The 17,574-nt window shown below is 55.4% G+C and carries 21 protein-coding genes; 7 read left to right on the top strand and 14 right to left on the bottom strand.

Annotated elements, in window-relative coordinates:
* Positions 1–290: 290 nt before the first annotated feature.
* From hemW to WFN87_RS21000, 5 genes are read right to left on the bottom strand one after another with little or no spacing between them, the layout of a single operon-like run.
* Positions 291–1,433, bottom strand: a complete 1,143-nt coding sequence (hemW, locus tag WFN87_RS21020; RefSeq protein WP_336983658.1) for a radical SAM family heme chaperone HemW — start codon at positions 1,431–1,433, stop codon at positions 291–293.
* The gene (locus tag WFN87_RS21015) at positions 1,426–2,019 is read right to left on the bottom strand and encodes an XTP/dITP diphosphatase (protein WP_166995243.1); all 594 of its coding nucleotides are present in this window, start codon (positions 2,017–2,019) and stop codon (positions 1,426–1,428) included. Before WFN87_RS21015 ends, hemW begins: the two co-directional genes overlap by 8 nt.
* A 13-nt stretch (positions 2,020–2,032) precedes the next feature.
* Positions 2,033–2,332, bottom strand: a complete 300-nt coding sequence (gene yggU / locus WFN87_RS21010; RefSeq protein WP_008461542.1) for a DUF167 family protein YggU — start codon at positions 2,330–2,332, stop codon at positions 2,033–2,035.
* The gene (locus WFN87_RS21005) at positions 2,329–2,883 is read right to left on the bottom strand and encodes a YggT family protein (RefSeq protein ID WP_008461544.1); all 555 of its coding nucleotides are present in this window, start codon (positions 2,881–2,883) and stop codon (positions 2,329–2,331) included. Before WFN87_RS21005 ends, yggU begins: the two co-directional genes overlap by 4 nt.
* 24 nt (positions 2,884–2,907) lie before the next feature.
* On the bottom strand, positions 2,908–3,612 hold the full coding sequence (locus tag WFN87_RS21000; RefSeq protein WP_336983657.1) for a YggS family pyridoxal phosphate-dependent enzyme: 705 nt from the start codon (positions 3,610–3,612) through the stop codon (positions 2,908–2,910).
* 16 nt (positions 3,613–3,628) lie between these two features.
* Here WFN87_RS21000 and WFN87_RS20995 point away from each other — a divergent pair, with 16 nt between their 5' ends.
* From WFN87_RS20995 to WFN87_RS20985, 3 genes are read left to right on the top strand one after another with little or no spacing between them, the layout of a single operon-like run.
* The gene (locus tag WFN87_RS20995) at positions 3,629–4,672 is read left to right on the top strand and encodes a type IV pilus twitching motility protein PilT (RefSeq protein ID WP_336983656.1); all 1,044 of its coding nucleotides are present in this window, start codon (positions 3,629–3,631) and stop codon (positions 4,670–4,672) included.
* A gap of 43 nt (positions 4,673–4,715) precedes the next feature.
* On the top strand, positions 4,716–4,898 hold the full coding sequence (locus tag WFN87_RS20990; protein ID WP_166995303.1) for a type II toxin-antitoxin system HicA family toxin: 183 nt from the start codon (positions 4,716–4,718) through the stop codon (positions 4,896–4,898).
* Positions 4,899–4,921: 23 nt separating this feature from the next.
* Positions 4,922–5,377, top strand: coding sequence for a type II toxin-antitoxin system HicB family antitoxin (locus WFN87_RS20985; RefSeq protein ID WP_166995305.1), 456 nt, complete (start codon positions 4,922–4,924; stop codon positions 5,375–5,377).
* A 5-nt stretch (positions 5,378–5,382) separates the two neighbouring features.
* Here WFN87_RS20985 and ruvX read toward each other — a convergent pair whose 3' ends face one another.
* The 8 genes from ruvX to metK form a co-directional block, all read right to left on the bottom strand.
* Positions 5,383–5,802, bottom strand: a complete 420-nt coding sequence (gene ruvX / locus WFN87_RS20980) for a Holliday junction resolvase RuvX (protein ID WP_008461550.1) — start codon at positions 5,800–5,802, stop codon at positions 5,383–5,385.
* Entirely contained in the window at positions 5,802–6,365 is a 564-nt protein-coding gene (locus tag WFN87_RS20975) for a YqgE/AlgH family protein (protein ID WP_039287632.1), read from the bottom strand. The genes ruvX and WFN87_RS20975 overlap by 1 nt, the downstream gene beginning before the upstream one ends.
* A 147-nt stretch (positions 6,366–6,512) precedes the next feature.
* A complete protein-coding gene (gene gshB / locus WFN87_RS20970) occupies positions 6,513–7,460 on the bottom strand; it encodes a glutathione synthase (RefSeq protein WP_008461555.1) in 948 nt (315 codons plus the stop codon).
* A gap of 12 nt (positions 7,461–7,472) precedes the next feature.
* Complete coding sequence (rsmE, locus tag WFN87_RS20965; protein ID WP_336983655.1) at positions 7,473–8,204, bottom strand: 16S rRNA (uracil(1498)-N(3))-methyltransferase; 732 nt, start codon at positions 8,202–8,204, stop codon at positions 7,473–7,475.
* A 145-nt stretch (positions 8,205–8,349) separates the two neighbouring features.
* Positions 8,350–9,057, bottom strand: coding sequence for a deoxyribonuclease I (endA, locus tag WFN87_RS20960; protein ID WP_166878139.1), 708 nt, complete (start codon positions 9,055–9,057; stop codon positions 8,350–8,352).
* A gap of 92 nt (positions 9,058–9,149) precedes the next feature.
* Positions 9,150–9,665, bottom strand: a complete 516-nt coding sequence (locus WFN87_RS20955) for a SprT family zinc-dependent metalloprotease (protein WP_336983654.1) — start codon at positions 9,663–9,665, stop codon at positions 9,150–9,152.
* Positions 9,666–9,735: 70 nt separating this feature from the next.
* Positions 9,736–11,130, bottom strand: coding sequence for a sugar porter family MFS transporter (locus WFN87_RS20950; protein ID WP_008461563.1), 1,395 nt, complete (start codon positions 11,128–11,130; stop codon positions 9,736–9,738).
* A gap of 394 nt (positions 11,131–11,524) precedes the next feature.
* Positions 11,525–12,679, bottom strand: a complete 1,155-nt coding sequence (metK, locus tag WFN87_RS20945; protein WP_008461565.1) for a methionine adenosyltransferase — start codon at positions 12,677–12,679, stop codon at positions 11,525–11,527.
* Positions 12,680–13,119: 440 nt separating this feature from the next.
* On the opposite strand from metK, the gene WFN87_RS24190 reads away from it, so the two are divergent.
* The 4 genes from WFN87_RS24190 to speB all read left to right on the top strand — a co-directional run bounded on the left by WFN87_RS24190 (position 13,120) and on the right by speB (position 16,595).
* On the top strand, positions 13,120–13,257 hold the full coding sequence (locus WFN87_RS24190) for a hypothetical protein (protein ID WP_442892785.1): 138 nt from the start codon (positions 13,120–13,122) through the stop codon (positions 13,255–13,257).
* A 101-nt stretch (positions 13,258–13,358) separates the two neighbouring features.
* Positions 13,359–13,505, top strand: a complete 147-nt coding sequence (gene yqgB / locus WFN87_RS20940; protein ID WP_157141458.1) for an acid stress response protein YqgB — start codon at positions 13,359–13,361, stop codon at positions 13,503–13,505.
* A complete protein-coding gene (gene speA / locus WFN87_RS20935; RefSeq protein ID WP_008461567.1) occupies positions 13,498–15,474 on the top strand; it encodes a biosynthetic arginine decarboxylase in 1,977 nt (658 codons plus the stop codon). Before yqgB ends, speA begins: the two co-directional genes overlap by 8 nt.
* Before the next feature lie 200 nt (positions 15,475–15,674).
* Positions 15,675–16,595, top strand: a complete 921-nt coding sequence (speB, locus tag WFN87_RS20930; RefSeq protein ID WP_008461568.1) for an agmatinase — start codon at positions 15,675–15,677, stop codon at positions 16,593–16,595.
* 36 nt (positions 16,596–16,631) lie between these two features.
* On the opposite strand, the gene WFN87_RS20925 is transcribed toward speB, so the two are convergent.
* On the bottom strand, positions 16,632–17,390 hold the full coding sequence (locus WFN87_RS20925) for a M48 family metallopeptidase (RefSeq protein ID WP_008461569.1): 759 nt from the start codon (positions 17,388–17,390) through the stop codon (positions 16,632–16,634).
* Positions 17,391–17,574: the final 184 nt, after the last annotated feature.

Here is a 17,574-nt window from a genome sequence, read left to right as displayed (position 1 = left end):
AAAGTGGGGGTGATCGACCTGAAGAATAAGTCGATCACCATGGGTAAAGGATGTTAAAAAGTGTTCACCATGTCTGCGAACACCTGTCTACCATGTCCCCGGACTGTACACCCCTAAGGGGAGAGGGGATAAACCGAGTTCCCCGTCGCTTGTTTTTCCCTCAAAGGGGGGGGTAAACCGAGTTTCCTTTCGCCAGTTCTCTCCCCAAAGGGGATAGGGGATAAACCATGTCGCCCATCACTTGTTTTCCCCCTCTCCCTCTGGGAGAGGGCCGGGGTGAGGGTAAAAACTTACGCTTCGTCGGCTAAAAACAGCTCCAGCAGGGAATTTAAAAACAGTTTCCCGTGCTCGGTTATCTGCCAGTACTCATCCGTCTCAGTCATATAGTTTTTCGCCAGCGCCTCATCCAACTGCGGGCGAATTATCGCTTCATCTAAACCGGTATAAAGCGTGAACTCACTGCGCGGCGCGGCCTCCAACAGGCGGAAACGGTTCATAAAGAATTCGAACGGTTTATCTGCCCGCTCAACGTCATGCTGGCGGTCGAGGTATTTCCCTGCCATATAGCCGCGCGGATGGCGCGTTTTCGCCGTGCGCGTAATGCGCCCGTCCGGGAAGGTGATTTTGCCGTGCGCGCCGCAGCCAATCCCCAAATAGTCGCCAAAGCGCCAGTAGTTCAGGTTGTGCTGACACTGATAACCGGGCTTAGCATAGGCTGAGGTTTCGTATTGCTGGTAGCCCGCGGCGGTCAGTAGCTTATCGCCTTGCTCGAAGATATCCCACAGCGCGTCGTCGTCCGGTAACTTCGGCGGACGTGATCCAAACAGCGTGTTCGGCTCGATGGTCAACTGATACCAGGAAAGATGCGGGGGATTCAGGGCAATGGCCTGGCGCAGATCGTCCAATGCCTCTTCGAGCGACTGGTCAGGTAGGCCGTGCATCAGGTCAAGGTTAAAGCTGCGCAGCCCCAGGCCGCTTGCCAGGTTCGCGGCACGTTTGGCTTCACCCGCATCATGAATACGGCCCAGGCGCTTTAATTTGGGCTCGCTAAAGCTCTGAACGCCGATAGAAATACGATTCACACCCGCTTTCTGGTAGCCAACAAAGCGGTCGGCTTCGACCGTGCCGGGGTTGGCTTCCATGGTGATTTCTGCGTCGTCTGCCAGCTTGAGGCGTGAGCGCACGCCGTCCAGCAGCGTTTGCATGGCTTCGCTGGAGAGCAGGCTTGGCGTACCGCCGCCAATGAAAATAGTCTTTACCTCACGCCCCTGAGCAAGCGCCACGTCGCGGTCGAGGTCGTGCAGCAGATGGCTCACGTATTCGTCGTGCGGCACGTCGCCTTTCAGCGCGTGGGAGTTGAAGTCACAGTACGGGCACTTCTGTACGCACCACGGGATGTGAATGTAGAGACTAAGAGGTGGCAAATTAGCCATTACGCATTGCTTCCAGTAACAGTTTCAGCGCTTGCCCACGGTGGGAGATCGCGCTCTTTTCATCGCGGGTTAGCTCCGCCGCGGTTTTACCCTCGGAAGGAACGTAGAAGATAGGATCGTAGCCAAAGCCACCTTGCCCTGCTGGCGCCTGGGTAATCACGCCCGGCCAACTACCGTGAAACACCAGCGGCGTTGGGTCTTCCGCATGACGCATATAGACGAGCACGCAGTGGAACTGAGCCTGGCGTTTATCGTCCGGCACGTCGTTGAGCGCTTCCAGAAGCTTGTCGAGGTTCTGCCGATCGCTGGCATCCTCGCCCGCGTAGCGTGCGGAATAGATACCCGGTGCGCCGCCCAGCGCATCCACCGCCAGGCCGGAATCGTCGGCCAGCGCCGGTAGCCCGGTCACTTTAGCCGCATGGCGAGCCTTGAGAATCGCATTCTCAATAAAGGTCAGGCCGGTCTCTTCGACAGACTCTACGTTCAGCTCGGTTTGCGCGACCACATCGAAGCCAAAATCCGCCAGCAGATTGGCGAGTTCACGCACTTTACCGGCGTTACCGGTAGCTAATACGACTTTTTGCATAGTCAGTCCTGTGTTATTCGAGGGGGGCAATCAATGCCGCGACTTCCGTCGGGATCTGCTGCGGGCCGATAATTTTAACTTGTTTATGGCGACCAAGTTCGCCTTTCTCTATCACGACCTGGCCTTTCGCTACCCTGAATTGTTTGGCCAGATATTTTACCAGGTGAGCGTTGGCCTGCCCGTCTACCGGTGGTGCGGTGATGGCGACTTTTAACTCGTCGCCATGCATACCGACCAGGCTATCGCGGCTGGCCTTGGGCTGAATATACAGCCGCAGAACCAGCCCGTCAGGCTGCTGTGTCACAGCACTCAAATCGCGTACCAAAGGCCAGGGAACAGGTCCATACCGAGGTAGTTCAGCGCATAAAGAATAAGAATGACCACCATGGCGGAGAAATCAATGCCGCCCATCGCAGGCAAGATGCGGCGAATCGGCGCCATCATTGGCTCGGTCATTTGCATCAGCACGTATTCAATAGGGCTGCGGCCCTGGCTTATCCAGCTCATCAGGGAACGAACGATGATCACCCAGAACACCAGGGTACCGGCTGATTTCAGCAGCGACAGCACGCCGATGAGTAAGTTTAATGGATCGAGCGACAGCCCGCCGGACTGGATCAGCAGCAGAATAGGGAATTTCAGCGTGGTGAGTATAAATGCCACCAGCAGGGATGAGGTGTCAATAGGGCCCAGGGATGGCAGTACGCGACGAAGCGGTCCGACAACGGGCTGGGTAACTTTAACGATGAACTGGGCAAACGGGTTGTAGAAATCACAGCGCGCCCACTGCATCCAGATACGGATAAGCAGCACCATTACGTAAAGCTCAATCAGGGTTTTGACCAGGAAAGTCAACGTAAGCATGGTTTTCCTCAAAAATGATGGTGATTAACGAGCGGGATAATCCCGCGCGCCGAAAATAGCGGTTCCAATGCGCACCATGGTGCTGCCTGCGGCAATCGCGGCTTCCATGTCATCGGTCATGCCGAGAGATAATGTATCGATCGTGGTAAAGCGGGCTTTGAGTGCATTACAGGCCTCTGCCATTTTGCGGCAAACGGTAAGCTGGCGCTCGTAATCCGATTCTGGCGCAGGGATGGCCATCAGGCCTCGCAGCGTCAGTCCCGGTAAGGCCGCCACTTCGGCAGCTAACTGCTCCAGCTCACTCAGCGCGATGCCGGACTTACTGTTTTCGTCGCTGATATTAATTTGAATCAGTACGTTTAGCGGCGGCAACGTCGACGGGCGTTGTTCGCTGAGTCTGCTGGCAATTTTCAGCCGATCGACGGTATGGCACCAGTCAAAATTCTCCGCCACAAGGCGGCTTTTATTCGACTGCAGCGGCCCGATAAAGTGCCACTCCAGCCCTGTTACACTTTGTTCAGCAAAGTGGTGAATCTTATCCACGCCTTCCTGCACATAGTTTTCGCCAAAGGCGCGTTGCCCGGCAGCAATCGCTTCTGCGAGGGCGCTCGCAGGCTTGGTTTTGCTGACTGCAAGCAGAGTCACTTCTTCGGGGCTTCTGCCGCAATGTGCCGCAGCGGCTGAGATTTTCCCATGTACCTGTGCCAGATTGTGCGCTATCTCATTCATGATCGTTGGAAGTGATATGGATATCGAAGAAATTGTGGCCCTTAGTGTAAAGCATAATGTCTCCGATCTACACCTGTGCGCGCGCCAGGCGGCACGCTGGCGAAAGTGTGGCAGGCTGGAAGCGTGCCCGGAGAAGGTGCCGGAAGTCGAAGAGGTTCTCAACGGATGGTTAAATGAGGAGCAAAAGTTGCAGCTTAGCCGCGCCGGCCAGCTCGATTTTTCCCTCACGCTCGCGAACGGCATCAGGCTACGCGGCAATGCTTTTCTCCATCAGGAAGGTTATTCGCTGGCGCTTAGATTACTCGCATCTTCTTGCCCGGATCTGCATACGCTTGGCGCACCCTCCCAACTGAAGGCGCTTTTACGGGAAAGTGAAGGGCTGATACTGGTGACTGGTGCTACCGGGAGCGGGAAGTCTACAACCCTTGCCGCGATGATTCAGCATCTCAATCAGCATCTTGACGGCCATGTGCTAACGCTGGAAGACCCCATCGAATTTATTCACGCCTCTGGCCGCTGCCTGATTCAGCAGCGCGAGCCCGGCCTGCACTGTGAAAGCTATGCAGCAGCGCTAAAAGCCGCTTTAAGGGAAGATCCGGACGTCATTCTGCTGGGTGAGCTCAGGGATAGTGAGACTATTGGCCTGGCGCTGACCGCGGCAGAAACAGGGCATTTGGTTCTGGCGACATTACACACACGCGGTGCTGCTCAGGCGGTAGAACGGCTGGTGGACGTGTTCCCTGCTCAGGAGAAAAGCCTGATTCAAACTCAGCTTGCCGGAAGCCTGAAAGCGGTGCTGGCACAAAAGCTTGTACCGGCGACTGACGGTGGCCGGGTGGCGCTGTACGAACTGTTGGTCAATACCCCGGCTGTGGCAAATTTGATTCGTGAGGGGAAGACGCATCAACTGCCTGGCGTGCTGCAAACCGGCCAGCAGCATGGCATGCAAAGCTTTGCCCAGAGCGAGGCGCTGCTGCTGCGTGAAGGTAAGATTGTTGGACACGATCGGGAATTCAGCGTGCCATGGGAGGCGACATTTTGGACGCTTTTATTGCCGTGATGTGTATTGGTGTGTATATTGTCCATCATTCAGGGAGAGCATGATGACCTCTGCTGAGCTGATAAAGGAATTGAGGGCCACGGGGTGCGAACCCGTCAGGCGTTCTGGGGGTAGCCACTGGATCTGGTGGTCACCTACAACCGGAAAAACGTTCCCCGTTCCGCATCCCAAAAAGGATTTGCCCGTCGGTACCGTCAAATCCATTCGTAAAATGGCAGGCATTTAGCCTGTCGCTGCCGGAGGTTGATGATGTTTTTTTCCGTTGGTGTGGAATTACCCGCAACTGAAAACGAAGCGTTTGGCCTGGTCGTGCCCGCGCTATGCAATGATGAATTTGGCTGCGTATCGGCCGCAGACAGTCAGGCGGATATCGCCCCGATGGTGCAGGATGCGGTGCTGTCGATTGTGGATTTAATGGTGGAGAGCGGCAAAGACATTACTCAACTGTGTGATGCGGGGCCTTTTGCTTATGCCGCAGACCCGGAGTACGGCTACTGCCAGCAATGGCTGCTGGTTGATGTGGATTTATCCGCGCTGGAAGGAAAGCAGCAGCGGCTAAACATCATGCTGCCAGACGCGCTGCTGCGGCGTATTGATTCCCGGGTAAAACAGCCCTCTTCAGGCTACCGGGACCGCAGCCATTTTTTGGCGATTGCCGCAAGGCATGAACTGCTGAACGCAGGGAACGACGCGCCCGGCAGTTAAGCCCTTCACGGGTGGTACTCGAACCAGCTTTCAAGAATAATCACCGCAGAAGCGGAGTCGATGCTGCCTTTGTTGAGGGCGCGGAAACCACCGTGTTCGAATAACCCGGCGCGGGCTTCGACGGTGCTCAGCCGCTCGTCCTGCAGGGAGACTTTCACGCCAAAGCGGCCGTGCAGGCGGTTCGCAAACTTGCGGGCTCTCGCCGTCAGGGGTTGTTCGGTGCCATCCATATTCAGCGGCAGGCCGACAACGACTTCTTCCGGCTGCCACTCCTTCAGGATTTTTTCTACCGCATTCCAGTCCGGAGTGCCGTCCTGCGCCTTAAGCGCGGTTAACGGGCGCGCAGTGCCGGTAATGCGCTGGCCGATGGCGACGCCGATACTTTTGGTGCCGAAGTCAAAAGCCATTAAAGTTCCACTGCTCATCAGGCGTGCCCCGCTTCGCTTGGCATGGTGTGGATATCGATACCAATCAGACGGGCGGCCTCGCGCCAGCGCTCTGAAATGGGCGTATGGAACAAGATCTCAGGCGAAGCAGGAGCCGTCAGCCATGAGTTTTCCATGATCTCCTGTTCAAGCTGCCCCTTTTCCCAGGAAGCGTAGCCGAGGGCAACAATCACCTCTTTCGGCTGTTTGGCCGTGCCTAACGTTTCCAGCACATCACGGGAAGTTGTAATCACCGTGTCGTCGGAGATGCGAATGCTTGAGCCGAAGTTGTCCGGCGGTGAGTGCAGAATAAACCCGCGATCTTCCGCCAGCGGGCCGCCGATAAATACGGGTTTATCCAGTCGAATCGTGGTGTCGCGCGGGTCCGGTTCTATTTTTAGCTTTTCGAGAACGCCATCAACCTGCAGGTTTTCCAGCGGTTTATTGATGATAATCCCCATCGCGCCTTCATCATTGTATTCACAGATATAAACTACGGAGCGCTTAAATAAAGGGTCCTGGAGAGCCGGCATGGCAATAAGAAAGTGATGCTGTAAATTCATTGTCAGAGGTTCTGATCCCGGTTGATAAAAGCGGCAGTGGCTGCGCGAAGTGTGGCCAGCTTACCACTAATGAAGGAAGGCGGGCTACCCGCCGTGAATCGTGCCTTCGAAGGGGGAAGGCGGGTAACAGCTACCCGCCAGATGCGCTTAGTGAGCGAGGCGTTTTTCGATGGCGTCGAACAGCATCCCGGTGATCGACACAGGGAATTCAGCTTCGATTTCGCGGATGCAGGTTGGGCTGGTGACGTTAATCTCGGTCAGGCGATCGCCGATAATATCCAGACCAACAAAAATCAGCCCTTTGGCTTTCAGCGTAGGCCCAACGCGGCGGGCAATTTCCCAGTCGCTGTCGGTCAACGGACGTGGTTCACCACGGCCACCGGCGGCCAGATTACCGCGGGTCTCACCGCCCTGCGGAATACGAGCCAGGCAGTAAGGTACCGGCTCGCCGTCGACCACCAGCACGCGTTTATCACCGTCTTTAATGGCAGGCAGGTAGTTCTGCGCCATGCAGTAGCGGGTACCCAGTTCGGTCAGCGTTTCGGCGATAACGCCGATGTTTGGGTCATCCTGTTTCACGCGGAAAATAGAGGCGCCACCCATACCGTCCAGCGGTTTCATAATGATGTCGCCGTGCTGCTGCCAGAAGGCTTTCAGCTGAGCTTTGTTACGGGTGACCAGCGTTTCCGGCGTTAAGTCGGCAAACCAGGCGGTGAACAGCTTTTCGTTACAGTCGCGCAGGCTCTGCGGTTTGTTAACGATCAACGTGCCTTTCTCTTCTGCGCGCTCAAGAATATAGGTCGCGTAGATAAATTCAGTGTCGAACGGCGGGTCTTTGCGCATCAGTACCACGTTCAGATCGGCCAGGGCGATATCCTGCTCGGTGCCAAACTCATACCACTTATCGTAGTTCTGCTCGACGCTGAGCAGGCGCGTGCGGGCACGCGCTTCGCCGTTGTTCAGATACAGGTCGGCCATTTCCATGTAGTGCAGTTCGTAACCACGACGCTGCGCTTCCAGCAGCATGGCGAAGCTGGAGTCTTTTTTAATGTTGATGTGTGCGATGGGGTCCATCACGATGCCGAGCTTGATCATTGTTGTTCTCCTTTAGCCCAGGTCGCCAAAGCGCACCTGCAGTGCGGTGATGGCGGTGAGCGCGGTGGTCTCAGTACGCAGAACGCGCGGTCCCAACAGAATATCAGTAAATTGGTGCTCTGCGGTCATGGCAATCTCATCTGCAGACAGGCCGCCTTCCGGGCCAATCAGCAGGCGGACGCGCTCGACCGGCTGCGGTAGCGTGTTGATGCTGGCGCTGGCTCGCGGATGCAGATTGAGCTTCAGGGCGTCATCCTGCTCGGCGCACCAGGCGGCCAGGTCCATCGCCGGGCGAATGTCTGGCACCCGGTTGCGGCCGCATTGCTCACAGGCGGCAATCGCAATCTTTTGCCACTGCTGGAGTTTCTTGTTCAGCCTTTCCGCATCCAGTTTTACCCCGCAGCGATCGGAAAACAATGGTGTAATCTCGTTCACACCCAGCTCCACGGCTTTTTGAATGGTGAATTCCATCTTTTCGCCGCGGGACATGACCTGGCCGAGATGCAGCCAGAGCGGTGACTCACGGTCGTCCTCGTTGCCCGCCAGGATTTTAACGCGCACGCTTTTTTTATCCGCCTGCACGATTTCCGCGTCGAACACCTGATTGCTGCCGTCGAACAGCTGAATAGCCTGGCCCGCGCTCATGCGCAGCACGCGTCCAACGTGGTTAGCCGCATCTTCGCTCAGGGCAACGTCCTGGCCAACGGAAAGATTTTCAGGATGGTGAATGCGGGGTATACGCATGAAGTGAGTTCCGGTTAGTTGCGCTGCAGGAATGGGCTCTTATCCTGACTCTATCCCAAAAAGGGAGAGGGGATTTTCGCCCCCTTGTTCTGTAGGTCGAGGGCGATATTCGTCACAGCAAATAAAGAATTGCCGCTAGTGTAGGTTAGCTGTTTCGCGCCTGGCAAGCCCGCAGCACATATGGATTATGATTGCCCTGGACTTTCGCAATGCGCTCATCCCGCTCGCACTCCCAGGTGTTGACCGGGTAGCGTTTATCCCAGGCCTGGAATAATTGAGTCTGCTGGCGAGAAAGCGACAGCTGGTATTGGTCGCGCATGTAGAAATAAGTGCGCGCAATTGCGCCTCGAGCGCGTTCCGGCGGCTCGGCCACTTTATCCTTAAAATCAATTTTCATTGCGCACTGGCCGTATTGGCCTTCGCCGCCGTTCCATTGGCTGTACATGAAGTTATTTCTGTCGGCGTTAACCTCGCCCACGGCAGGCTGCAGGTTATGCATATCGCTTTCTATTTTGCGGTATACCGGATCTTTGGCGCAGTTTTTACGTCCACCGTCTTGCCAGCACTGCAGCAGGTGGCCGAACTGCCAGGCAGGCATGACGTGCTCCCATTCAATGCGAGTGGCCCGGTTTTCGTTCTTCCGCACTTTATAGCCACAGGACTCCAGGTCCGGGATACCCTTTTTACCCTGCCAACTAATTTTACAGCCGCAGTAGAAGTCGCCCGGAGCATCGGCGTTGACCTTGACGCCTGCGGTTTTGGCTTGTGCGAAGCTATTGATGCCGTTGCTGAAGGCGGGAAGCGAACTGAAGGCTGCAACGAATGCAACAGCCCAAGAAATTTTGCGAGACATTTCCAGAATCCTTACTAAAACGTGCCCGCACCCTACCTGATCGGATATCCAGTTTCAATCAGAGGTAGTGTAAAAATTCCAGAAATAAACGATTAATTACATGGGGTTGTAACGTCGAGTTTTAATAACTGGCCGCAATGAGTGCAGCGATATTCGGCTTCGCCGCGCAGCACCCGATTGTGGCGGCGCACGGTGAGCTGATGCTGCTGGCAAGGGCAGCGGTAGGGGAAGGTATTTTTGCGTACCGAATCGACTTCAAATTTATGCGTGCGGCGGGCCGGGACGCCGAGCACGGTTTCCATCATCCATTTCCATTCCTTGCCGTGGGGGGCGACGCGGCCAAAGTGCTTCCATACCAGCAGGTGAGCCAGCTCATGGGGGACAACTTCTTCGACAAAAGCCTGCTGATTTTCCATCAGCAGCACCGGATTCAGGCGAATTTCGTTGCTTTCCAGCCAGGCAGTGCCGGCGGCGGTGCCGCGCTGCTGATAGACCACTTTGGGCTCAGGATAATGAGTGCCTAAATGCGCGTTGGCCTGCTGAAGTTTTTCACGCAGGCAGCGCATAACGGCTTGCTGGAGAGCGATAGGGAGTCTGAGGACTTTCATAACGGCAGAGAATAATGGGGCAGGAAGCGCGGTGCAAGCCCCTCCCGTTACCGGAAGGGGCTTTCAGGACTCAGTTGTGTGCGCCGATTTCGCGTAATTTACGGCCTTTCATCAGGTTACGTTCGATGTGTTCCAGAGAGACATGTTTCGTCTCAGGAATAAGCCACAGCGTCAGGACGATAAAGAACAGGTTCAGCGCCGCATAAACCCAGAAGGTGTTAGCGTTGCCCAGCGTGTTCAGCATAGTCAGGAAGGTGGCGCCGACAATCATATTGGCAATCCAGTTGGTGGCGGTGGAGCAGGTGATGCCGAAATCGCGCCCTTTGAGCGGCTGGATTTCCGAGCACAGCACCCAAATCAGCGGGCCAGCGCTCATGGCGAAGCCAACGATAAACATCAGCAGCATGGCAACCGCAAAGTACTGCGCGCCCTGGGAATGGATGCCGACGTGTAGCATGGTGCCCAGCACGCCCATGCCGACGGCCATGACCAGGAAGCCGAGCACCAGCGTAGGTTTACGTCCCCAGCGGTCAACCAGACCGATAGCAATAAAGGTAGCCAGCACGTTAATCAGGCCCACGATCACGGTGCCCCACATTTGCTGCGTGGTATTCGCGAACCCGGCAATTTCGAAGATTTTTGGTGCGTAGTACATGATGACGTTCATGCCGGTGAACTGCTGCATGACCTGCAGCAATACGCCAAGAAAGACCGCCCGGCGGAAGTTCGAGTTGTCCTTAAACAGCGACCACCCGCTTTGTTTCACCTTCAGGCTTTCGCGGATTTCTTCCAGCTCACGTTTCGCCTCTGCGCTGGTATCGCGCAGGCGCAGCAGCACGCGTTCAGCATCGTGGAAGCGGCGCTTGGCGGCAAACCAGCGCGGACTGTCCGGCAGGAAGAACACGCCAACCAGCAGTAGCAGAGCGGGAAGGGTGATCACGCCCAGCATCCAGCGCCAGGATTCGGTGTAGCTGAAAGCTGTATCGGAGAGATAAGCGCCCAGAATACCGATGGTGATCATCAGTTGGTACATGGAGATCATGCTGCCACGGATCTTCTCCGGCGCAATCTCTGACAGGTAAAGCGGGGCGGTGTAGGAAGCGACGCCAACGGCCAGGCCCAGCAGGACACGAGACACGATCAACACTTCAACATTGGGCGCAAAGGCCGAGAACAGGGAACCGAGCACAAACAGCACGGCACCTATCATCAGGCTGTATTTTCTCCCCAGTTTGAAAGAGAGCCAGCCGCTGCCGATGGCCCCGACGGCTGCCCCGAACATCATCGAACTCACCACCCATTCCTGGGTGTGGGAGGTGATGGCAAAGTCTTTAGCGATAAACGGCAGCGCACCGGCAATCACCCCAATGTCCAGGCCGAACAGCAGGCCGGCGAGCGCGGCGAGGAAGCAGACAAAAAAGGTCATGCTTTTGTTGGAGCGCCCGGTTTTTTTATTGTCAGGCATATCGCCCTCCACGTGGATTTTTTCGGATTTGACGTTTTTAAGGGTAGGGCAGTAAACGGCGGAAGTGTGTGATGATAATCACAGTGATGTAATCGTTTACACTAGAGGTCTAAATTGAGAGGAAACTTAATGTTGATAAGACAGGGAATTTACGGCTAATAAAATCCGTCCTGCGGTTAAAAATCGGTGTTTGATGAGCTGTTATGTAACAAATGATGTGCCTGAACGCACATATGAATAAAAGTGGCAATAAAGGCTATTCCTGTTATGTGTAATCGGTTTCAAATTGTTGCCGGTGATAGCAGGGAGCCAGGAGAAGAGAAATCTGTAGGTACAGAACCAAAAAGCAAAAGGCCAGCATAAGCTGGCCTTTAAAGTACAAAGCGGTGGCGGGTTATTTCAGGCCAGCGGCTTCACGCAGCAGTGCGGCTTTGTCGGTTTTTTCCCATGGGAAATGTTCGCGACCAAAGTGACCGTATGCGGCGGTTTCTTTGTAGATCGGATGCAGCAGATCCAGCATCTGAATCAGGCCGTATGGACGCAGGTCGAAGAACTCGCGTACCAGCAGGGTCAACTGCTCGGTAGAGATTTTCTCGGTACCGAAGGTTTCCACCATGATGGAAGTAGGTTCTGCCACGCCGATAGCGTAAGAAACCTGAATTTCGCAGCGGTCAGCCAGGCCAGCGGCGACGATGTTTTTCGCGACATAACGCGCAGCATAGGCAGCAGAACGGTCAACTTTAGACGGATCTTTACCTGAGAATGCGCCGCCACCGTGACGAGCCATACCGCCGTAGGTATCAACGATGATTTTACGCCCGGTCAGACCGCAGTCACCCATTGGGCCACCGATAACAAAACGGCCAGTTGGGTTGATGTGGTATTTGGTGGAGGCGTTCAGCCACTCGCCCGGCAGAACTGGTTTGATGATCTCTTCCATCACCGCTTCCTGCAGGTCTTTCAGCGCGATGTCTTCAGAGTGCTGAGTGGACAACACAACCGCATCAATACCGACGATTTTACCGTCGTCGTACTGGAAGGTGATCTGGCTTTTCGCGTCCGGGCGCAGCCACGGCAGGGTGCCGTTTTTGCGCACTTCAGCCTGACGCTGCACCAGACGGTGGGCGTAGGTGATTGGCGCTGGCATCAGCACGTCGGTTTCGTTGGTCGCATAGCCAAACATCAGGCCCTGATCGCCCGCACCCTGTTCCAGCGGATCGGTACGGTCAACGCCCTGATTGATGTCCGGGGATTGTTTACCAATCGCGCTCAGAACAGCGCAGGAGTTGGCGTCAAAGCCCATATCTGAATGCACATAGCCGATTTCACGCACGGTTTTGCGGGTGATTTCTTCGATATCAACCCACGCGCTGGTGGTGATTTCGCCGCCAACCAGAACCATACCGGTTTTGACGTAGGTCTCACAGGCTACGCGTGCTTTCGGATCCTGCTCGAGGATCGCGTCAAGGACGGCGTCGGAGATTTGGTCAGCGATTTTATCAGGATGCCCTTCAGATACAGACTCGGACGTAAAGAGGTGTTTAGCCATATTTTCTTCACCCTAAGAGGATTTATTTAGTTCAGGCTGCTGCTCTACGCCACAGCGGTGGCGAGATAGACCAACCCGGGAACTTATTGCCACAGATTGAAAAACAGGCAGTCTAACAGTTAATCAGTATAGATGGATTAACATCTGGACGGCCATTTTAGATTAGACAATCGGCAGATAGCCAGAATTTTTTAGGGTAACGGCAACATGTGATAAATCTTGAGTGGAAAGTGGAGCTGACACTGCTGGCAATTTACACATTTTGTTTTGCTTTTTACCCCTTATATGGGTATAAAGCGGCGCGCGCGGCTTAATCAAAAGCACACGATTCGTGTTGCCCACTTCCAGCCGGGTTGAGCAATTATTTAGAGCCTGTCAGGTACAGTGTTCGCAGCTTTGGCTTGTCGCATACATATTCAACGTATGCGTGGAGGTAAGTAATGAACCGCCGTCATTCATATAACCCAGCACGCCGTTCTGGCGCGTATATGCTCCTCGCAGCCTGCATCTCATGTTTTCAAACTTGCCGATGTTTTACCCATCTCGGCGCTTCTCAGGATCCCCGGGCCGGTCTGTAATCCGCCGTGGTAACTGAACAAGGGCGCTCTTGTATTACAAGAGTTTTCTCGTGGTTTCGCCGTCCTGTCATACAGGGTTCGGATACGTGTTTTACAATGATATGAAAATGAAACCGGTCGCACAGCCTGGCTGTCAGCGTCTTGTGCTGTCAATGCGCGCTGTTAATGGGTTGTTATTGCAGGATACCCCTGCGATAGTAGTCAACTGTTTTGCACAATCGACAAAATTTGAGGTTCGCCATGACTGACAAAATCACTTCTGTTTCGGGTTCGTCAGTGGGCGAGCAGGATGTACATCGTTCCATTCAGGAGGTTGCCATGAGCTCCGAGGAAGCCAGCAAGATGCTGCGTACATACAATATTGCCTGGTGGGGCAATAACTATTATGACGTTAACGAACTGGGCCATATTAGCGTTTGCCCGGATCCGGACGTTCCGGAAGCTCGCGTGGATCTCGCCGAACTGGTGAAAGCGCGTGAAGCTCAGGGCCAGCGCTTGCCTGCGCTGTTCTGCTTCCCGCAGATCCTGCAGCACCGCCTGCGTTCGATTAACGCCGCCTTTAAGCGTGCGCGTGAATCCTACGGCTACAACGGCGACTATTTTCTGGTTTACCCGATCAAAGTTAACCAGCACCGCCGTGTGATTGAGTCGCTGATTCATTCCGGCGAACCGCTGGGCCTGGAAGCCGGTTCTAAAGCCGAGCTGATGGCCGTATTGGCGCACGCGGGCATGACCCGGTCGGTTATCGTCTGTAACGGCTATAAAGACCGCGAATACATCCGCCTGGCGCTGATCGGCGAGAAGATGGGCCATAAGGTCTACCTGGTTATCGAGAAGATGTCTGAGATCGGCATCGTGCTGGAAGAAGCCGAGCGACTGAATGTGATTCCTCGCCTGGGCGTTCGCGCCCGTCTGGCTTCTCAGGGATCCGGTAAATGGCAGTCCTCCGGCGGTGAGAAGTCCAAATTTGGCCTCGCGGCAAACCAGGTTCTGCAGCTGGTGGAAATCCTGCGTGAACGCGGCCGCCTGGACAGCATTCAGCTGCTGCACTTCCACCTGGGTTCTCAGATGGCGAACATTCGCGATATCGCCACCGGCGTTCGTGAGTCCGCGCGCTTCTACGTTGAGCTGCATAAGCTGGGCGTGAACATTCAGTGCTTCGACGTTGGCGGTGGCCTGGGCGTGGACTACGAAGGGACTCGCTCCCAGTCCGACTGCTCCGTTAACTACGGCCTGAATGAATACGCGAACAATATTATTTGGGCAATTGGCGATGCTTGTGAAGAAAATGGTCTGCCGCACCCGACGGTGATCACCGAGTCTGGCCGCGCCGTGACCGCGCACCACACAGTGCTGGTTTCCAATATTATCGGCGTGGAGCGTAACGAATATACCGAAGCAACTCCACCTGCGGTTGACGCCCCTCGCGCACTGCAAAGCATGTGGGAAACCTGGGAGGAGATGCATCAGCCTGGGACTCGCCGCTCGCTGCGTGAATGGTTGCACGACAGCCAGATGGACCTGCACGACATCCACGTCGGCTACTCCTCCGGGGCATATAGCCTGCAGGAGCGTGCCTGGGCAGAACAGCTTTACCTGAACATGTGCCACGACGTGCAGAAGCAGCTTGATCCAAGCAACCGCGCGCACCGTCCAATTATCGACGAACTGCAGGAGCGCATGGCGGACAAAATGTACGTCAACTTCTCGCTGTTCCAGTCGATGCCGGATGCGTGGGGGATCGATCAGCTTTTCCCGGTACTGCCGCTGGAAGGGTTGAATCACGCGCCTGAGCGCCGCGCGGTGCTGCTGGACATTACCTGCGACTCCGATGGGGCAATTGACCACTATATTGATGGCGACGGCATAGCCACGACGATGCCGATGCCGGAATACGATCCGGAGAACCCACCGATGCTGGGCTTCTTCATGGTGGGTGCGTACCAGGAAATCCTGGGCAACATGCACAACCTGTTCGGTGACACCGAGGCTGTGGACGTCTTCGTCTTCCCTGATGGCTCCGTGGAAGTTGAACTGTCTGACGAAGGTGATACCGTGGCGGACATGCTGCAGTACGTGCAGCTCGATCCGAACAAGCTGCTGACTCAGTTCCGCGACCAGGTCAAGAACACCGGCCTTGACGATGCGCTGCAGCAGCAGTTCCTCGAAGAGTTCGAAGCGGGTCTGTACGGTTATACGTATCTGGAAGACGAGTAAGCTATCGCTTCCCCTCTCCTCTTCAGGGAGAGGGGCAAAGAGCGAGCAATAGCCTATACTCTCTTGAACCTGTATGAATTAGCGGCGATAATCCGCGCAATAAATAGTAGTCACCCAATCCAATCCCTTCCTCGTCGGGTTTAACGACGCGGAGGGGATTTTTTTTAGGCGTTTTTTAACCCCAACCGAGAGGTCAGACAATGAGCACCTTAGGCCACAAATACGATAACTCCCTGGTATCTAATGCCTTTGGTTTTTTACGTTTCCCGCTGAATTTCCAGCCGTACGATAGCGATGCAGACTGGGTGATCACCGGCGTTCCGTTTGATGCGGCAACTTCCGGTCGCGCAGGCGGCCGCCACGGCCCGGCAGCGATTCGTCAGGTATCCACCAACCTGGCATGGGAAGGAAACCGCTTCCCGTGGAACTTCGACATGCGCGAGCGTCTGAACGTTGTGGACTGCGGCGATCTGGTTTACGCCTTCGGCGATGCCCGTGAGATGAGCGAAAATCTCCAGGCGCACGCTGAGCGTCTGCTGGCTTCCGGCAAGCGTATGCTTTCCTTCGGCGGTGACCACTTCGTGACTCTACCGCTGCTGCGTGCTCACGCGAAGCACTTTGGTAAAATGGCGTTGGTGCATTTTGATGCGCACACCGACACCTACGCGAATGGCTGCGAGTTCGACCACGGCACGATGTTCTACACCGCGCCAAACGAAGGCCTGATCGATCCGAACCACTCCGTGCAGATCGGTATTCGTACCGAGTTCGACAAAGATAACGGCTTCACCGTGCTGGATGCCTGCCAGGTAAACGATCGCGGCGTAGACGACATTATTGCCCAGGTTAAGCAGATCGTCGGCGACATGCCGGTTTACCTGACTTTTGACATCGACTGCCTGGATCCCGCGTTTGCGCCGGGAACAGGTACGCCGGTGATTGGTGGCCTGACGTCCGATCGTGCTATCAAGCTGGTTCGGGGCCTGAAAGATCTGAATATCGTGGGGATGGACGTGGTGGAAGTGGCTCCGGCCTACGACCAGTCTGAAATCACCGCGCTGGCTGCGGCAACGTTGGCGCTGGAAATGCTGTATATCCAGGCGGCCAAGAAAGGCGAATAAGCCTTTAAATACCGCCCCGTTGGGGGCGGTATCGCTTTATTTAATCCCATCCGCTGCCATGCGGTCGCGGATATGCTGGGCACGAGCGGCAGACGCCGGGTGGTCGTCCAGCATGGAGCTTTGACGGCCCTCGTCGAGCTTAGCCAGCTTCTCGAAGCTGGTGGCAAGACCGGTCGGGTTGATGCCGCGTTTGCGCAACAGATCGTAAGAGTAGTCGTCCGCTTCAGATTCCTGACGCTGGGAGAACTGAGCGTTCACCAGTTTTTCGCCTAAATCCCCAAGCTGAGACTGCGACAGGTTGCCAATCACGCCGCCTGCGGATGCGGCAGCAACGCGGGCTGCGTTAGCCCCGAGCGCGACCTGCATCCCTTTTTTCACGTGGCCCAGCGCGACGTGCCCCATTTCGTGGCCAATCACCGCTTCAACTTCGTTGTCGTCCATCATGTCCATCAGGCCGCTGTAGACGCGGATGCAGCCGTTCGCCATGGCGAAGGCGTTGACGTCTTTGGTCACATAAACTTTATAGTTAACCGGCAGACCGTTGATGTTATCCCCCAGCGCGGAGGCAATTTTGTTCAGCCGCTGGGTGTATGGGCTGTCTGCCGGGGCTATCGTAGCTTTGCTGTCCTGCTGCTTACAGGCATCATCGCTCAGGGTTTTCACCTGCGCATCGCTTAAAGTGTAGGCCTGGAAAGCTTCGGCTCCAGAGGTCAATAGCCCGTTGGAATCCATTCCCTGGCAGCCGCTCAGCAGGGCTGCGACGCTCAGGCTCAACAATATTGGGCGCATCTTCATGGCCATTTTCCTTTCTTTATAATAGGTAAAAACAGAATCGGATTTACCGCAGGCGAGGCGGCTCCAGAACCAGTATAAAGAAGAATAAATGGCCTGCGCATCAGGTTGCGCAACTTGCGAGCGTTATCCAGAGATTTCTTACCCTGTCAACGGCACGCCGCATGTACATGACCATTCCCCTGGT

Source organism: Cedecea sp. AS113 (assembly GCF_037152415.1).
Lineage (GTDB): Bacteria > Pseudomonadota > Gammaproteobacteria > Enterobacterales > Enterobacteriaceae > Cedecea.
This window is presented reverse-complemented; position numbering and strand designations above follow the sequence as displayed.

Coding starts and splice junctions, on each gene's coding strand:
- hemW (WP_336983658.1), bottom strand. CDS start 1,433: ATGGCTAATTTGCCACCTCTTAGTCTCTACATTCACATCCCGTGGTGC.
- WFN87_RS21015 (WP_166995243.1), bottom strand. CDS start 2,019: ATGCAAAAAGTCGTATTAGCTACCGGTAACGCCGGTAAAGTGCGTGAA.
- WFN87_RS21005 (WP_008461544.1), bottom strand. CDS start 2,883: ATGCTTACGTTGACTTTCCTGGTCAAAACCCTGATTGAGCTTTACGTA.
- WFN87_RS21000 (WP_336983657.1), bottom strand. CDS start 3,612: ATGAATGAGATAGCGCACAATCTGGCACAGGTACATGGGAAAATCTCA.
- WFN87_RS20995 (WP_336983656.1), top strand. CDS start 3,629: ATGGATATCGAAGAAATTGTGGCCCTTAGTGTAAAGCATAATGTCTCC.
- WFN87_RS20990 (WP_166995303.1), top strand. CDS start 4,716: ATGACCTCTGCTGAGCTGATAAAGGAATTGAGGGCCACGGGGTGCGAA.
- WFN87_RS20985 (WP_166995305.1), top strand. CDS start 4,922: ATGTTTTTTTCCGTTGGTGTGGAATTACCCGCAACTGAAAACGAAGCG.
- ruvX (WP_008461550.1), bottom strand. CDS start 5,802: ATGAGCAGTGGAACTTTAATGGCTTTTGACTTCGGCACCAAAAGTATC.
- WFN87_RS20975 (WP_039287632.1), bottom strand. CDS start 6,365: ATGAATTTACAGCATCACTTTCTTATTGCCATGCCGGCTCTCCAGGAC.
- gshB (WP_008461555.1), bottom strand. CDS start 7,460: ATGATCAAGCTCGGCATCGTGATGGACCCCATCGCACACATCAACATT.
- rsmE (WP_336983655.1), bottom strand. CDS start 8,204: ATGCGTATACCCCGCATTCACCATCCTGAAAATCTTTCCGTTGGCCAG.
- endA (WP_166878139.1), bottom strand. CDS start 9,057: ATGTCTCGCAAAATTTCTTGGGCTGTTGCATTCGTTGCAGCCTTCAGT.
- WFN87_RS20955 (WP_336983654.1), bottom strand. CDS start 9,665: ATGAAAGTCCTCAGACTCCCTATCGCTCTCCAGCAAGCCGTTATGCGC.
- WFN87_RS20950 (WP_008461563.1), bottom strand. CDS start 11,130: ATGCCTGACAATAAAAAAACCGGGCGCTCCAACAAAAGCATGACCTTT.
- metK (WP_008461565.1), bottom strand. CDS start 12,679: ATGGCTAAACACCTCTTTACGTCCGAGTCTGTATCTGAAGGGCATCCT.
- WFN87_RS24190 (WP_442892785.1), top strand. CDS start 13,120: ATGAACCGCCGTCATTCATATAACCCAGCACGCCGTTCTGGCGCGTAT.
- yqgB (WP_157141458.1), top strand. CDS start 13,359: ATGAAAATGAAACCGGTCGCACAGCCTGGCTGTCAGCGTCTTGTGCTG.
- speA (WP_008461567.1), top strand. CDS start 13,498: ATGACTGACAAAATCACTTCTGTTTCGGGTTCGTCAGTGGGCGAGCAG.
- speB (WP_008461568.1), top strand. CDS start 15,675: ATGAGCACCTTAGGCCACAAATACGATAACTCCCTGGTATCTAATGCC.
- WFN87_RS20925 (WP_008461569.1), bottom strand. CDS start 17,390: ATGAAGATGCGCCCAATATTGTTGAGCCTGAGCGTCGCAGCCCTGCTG.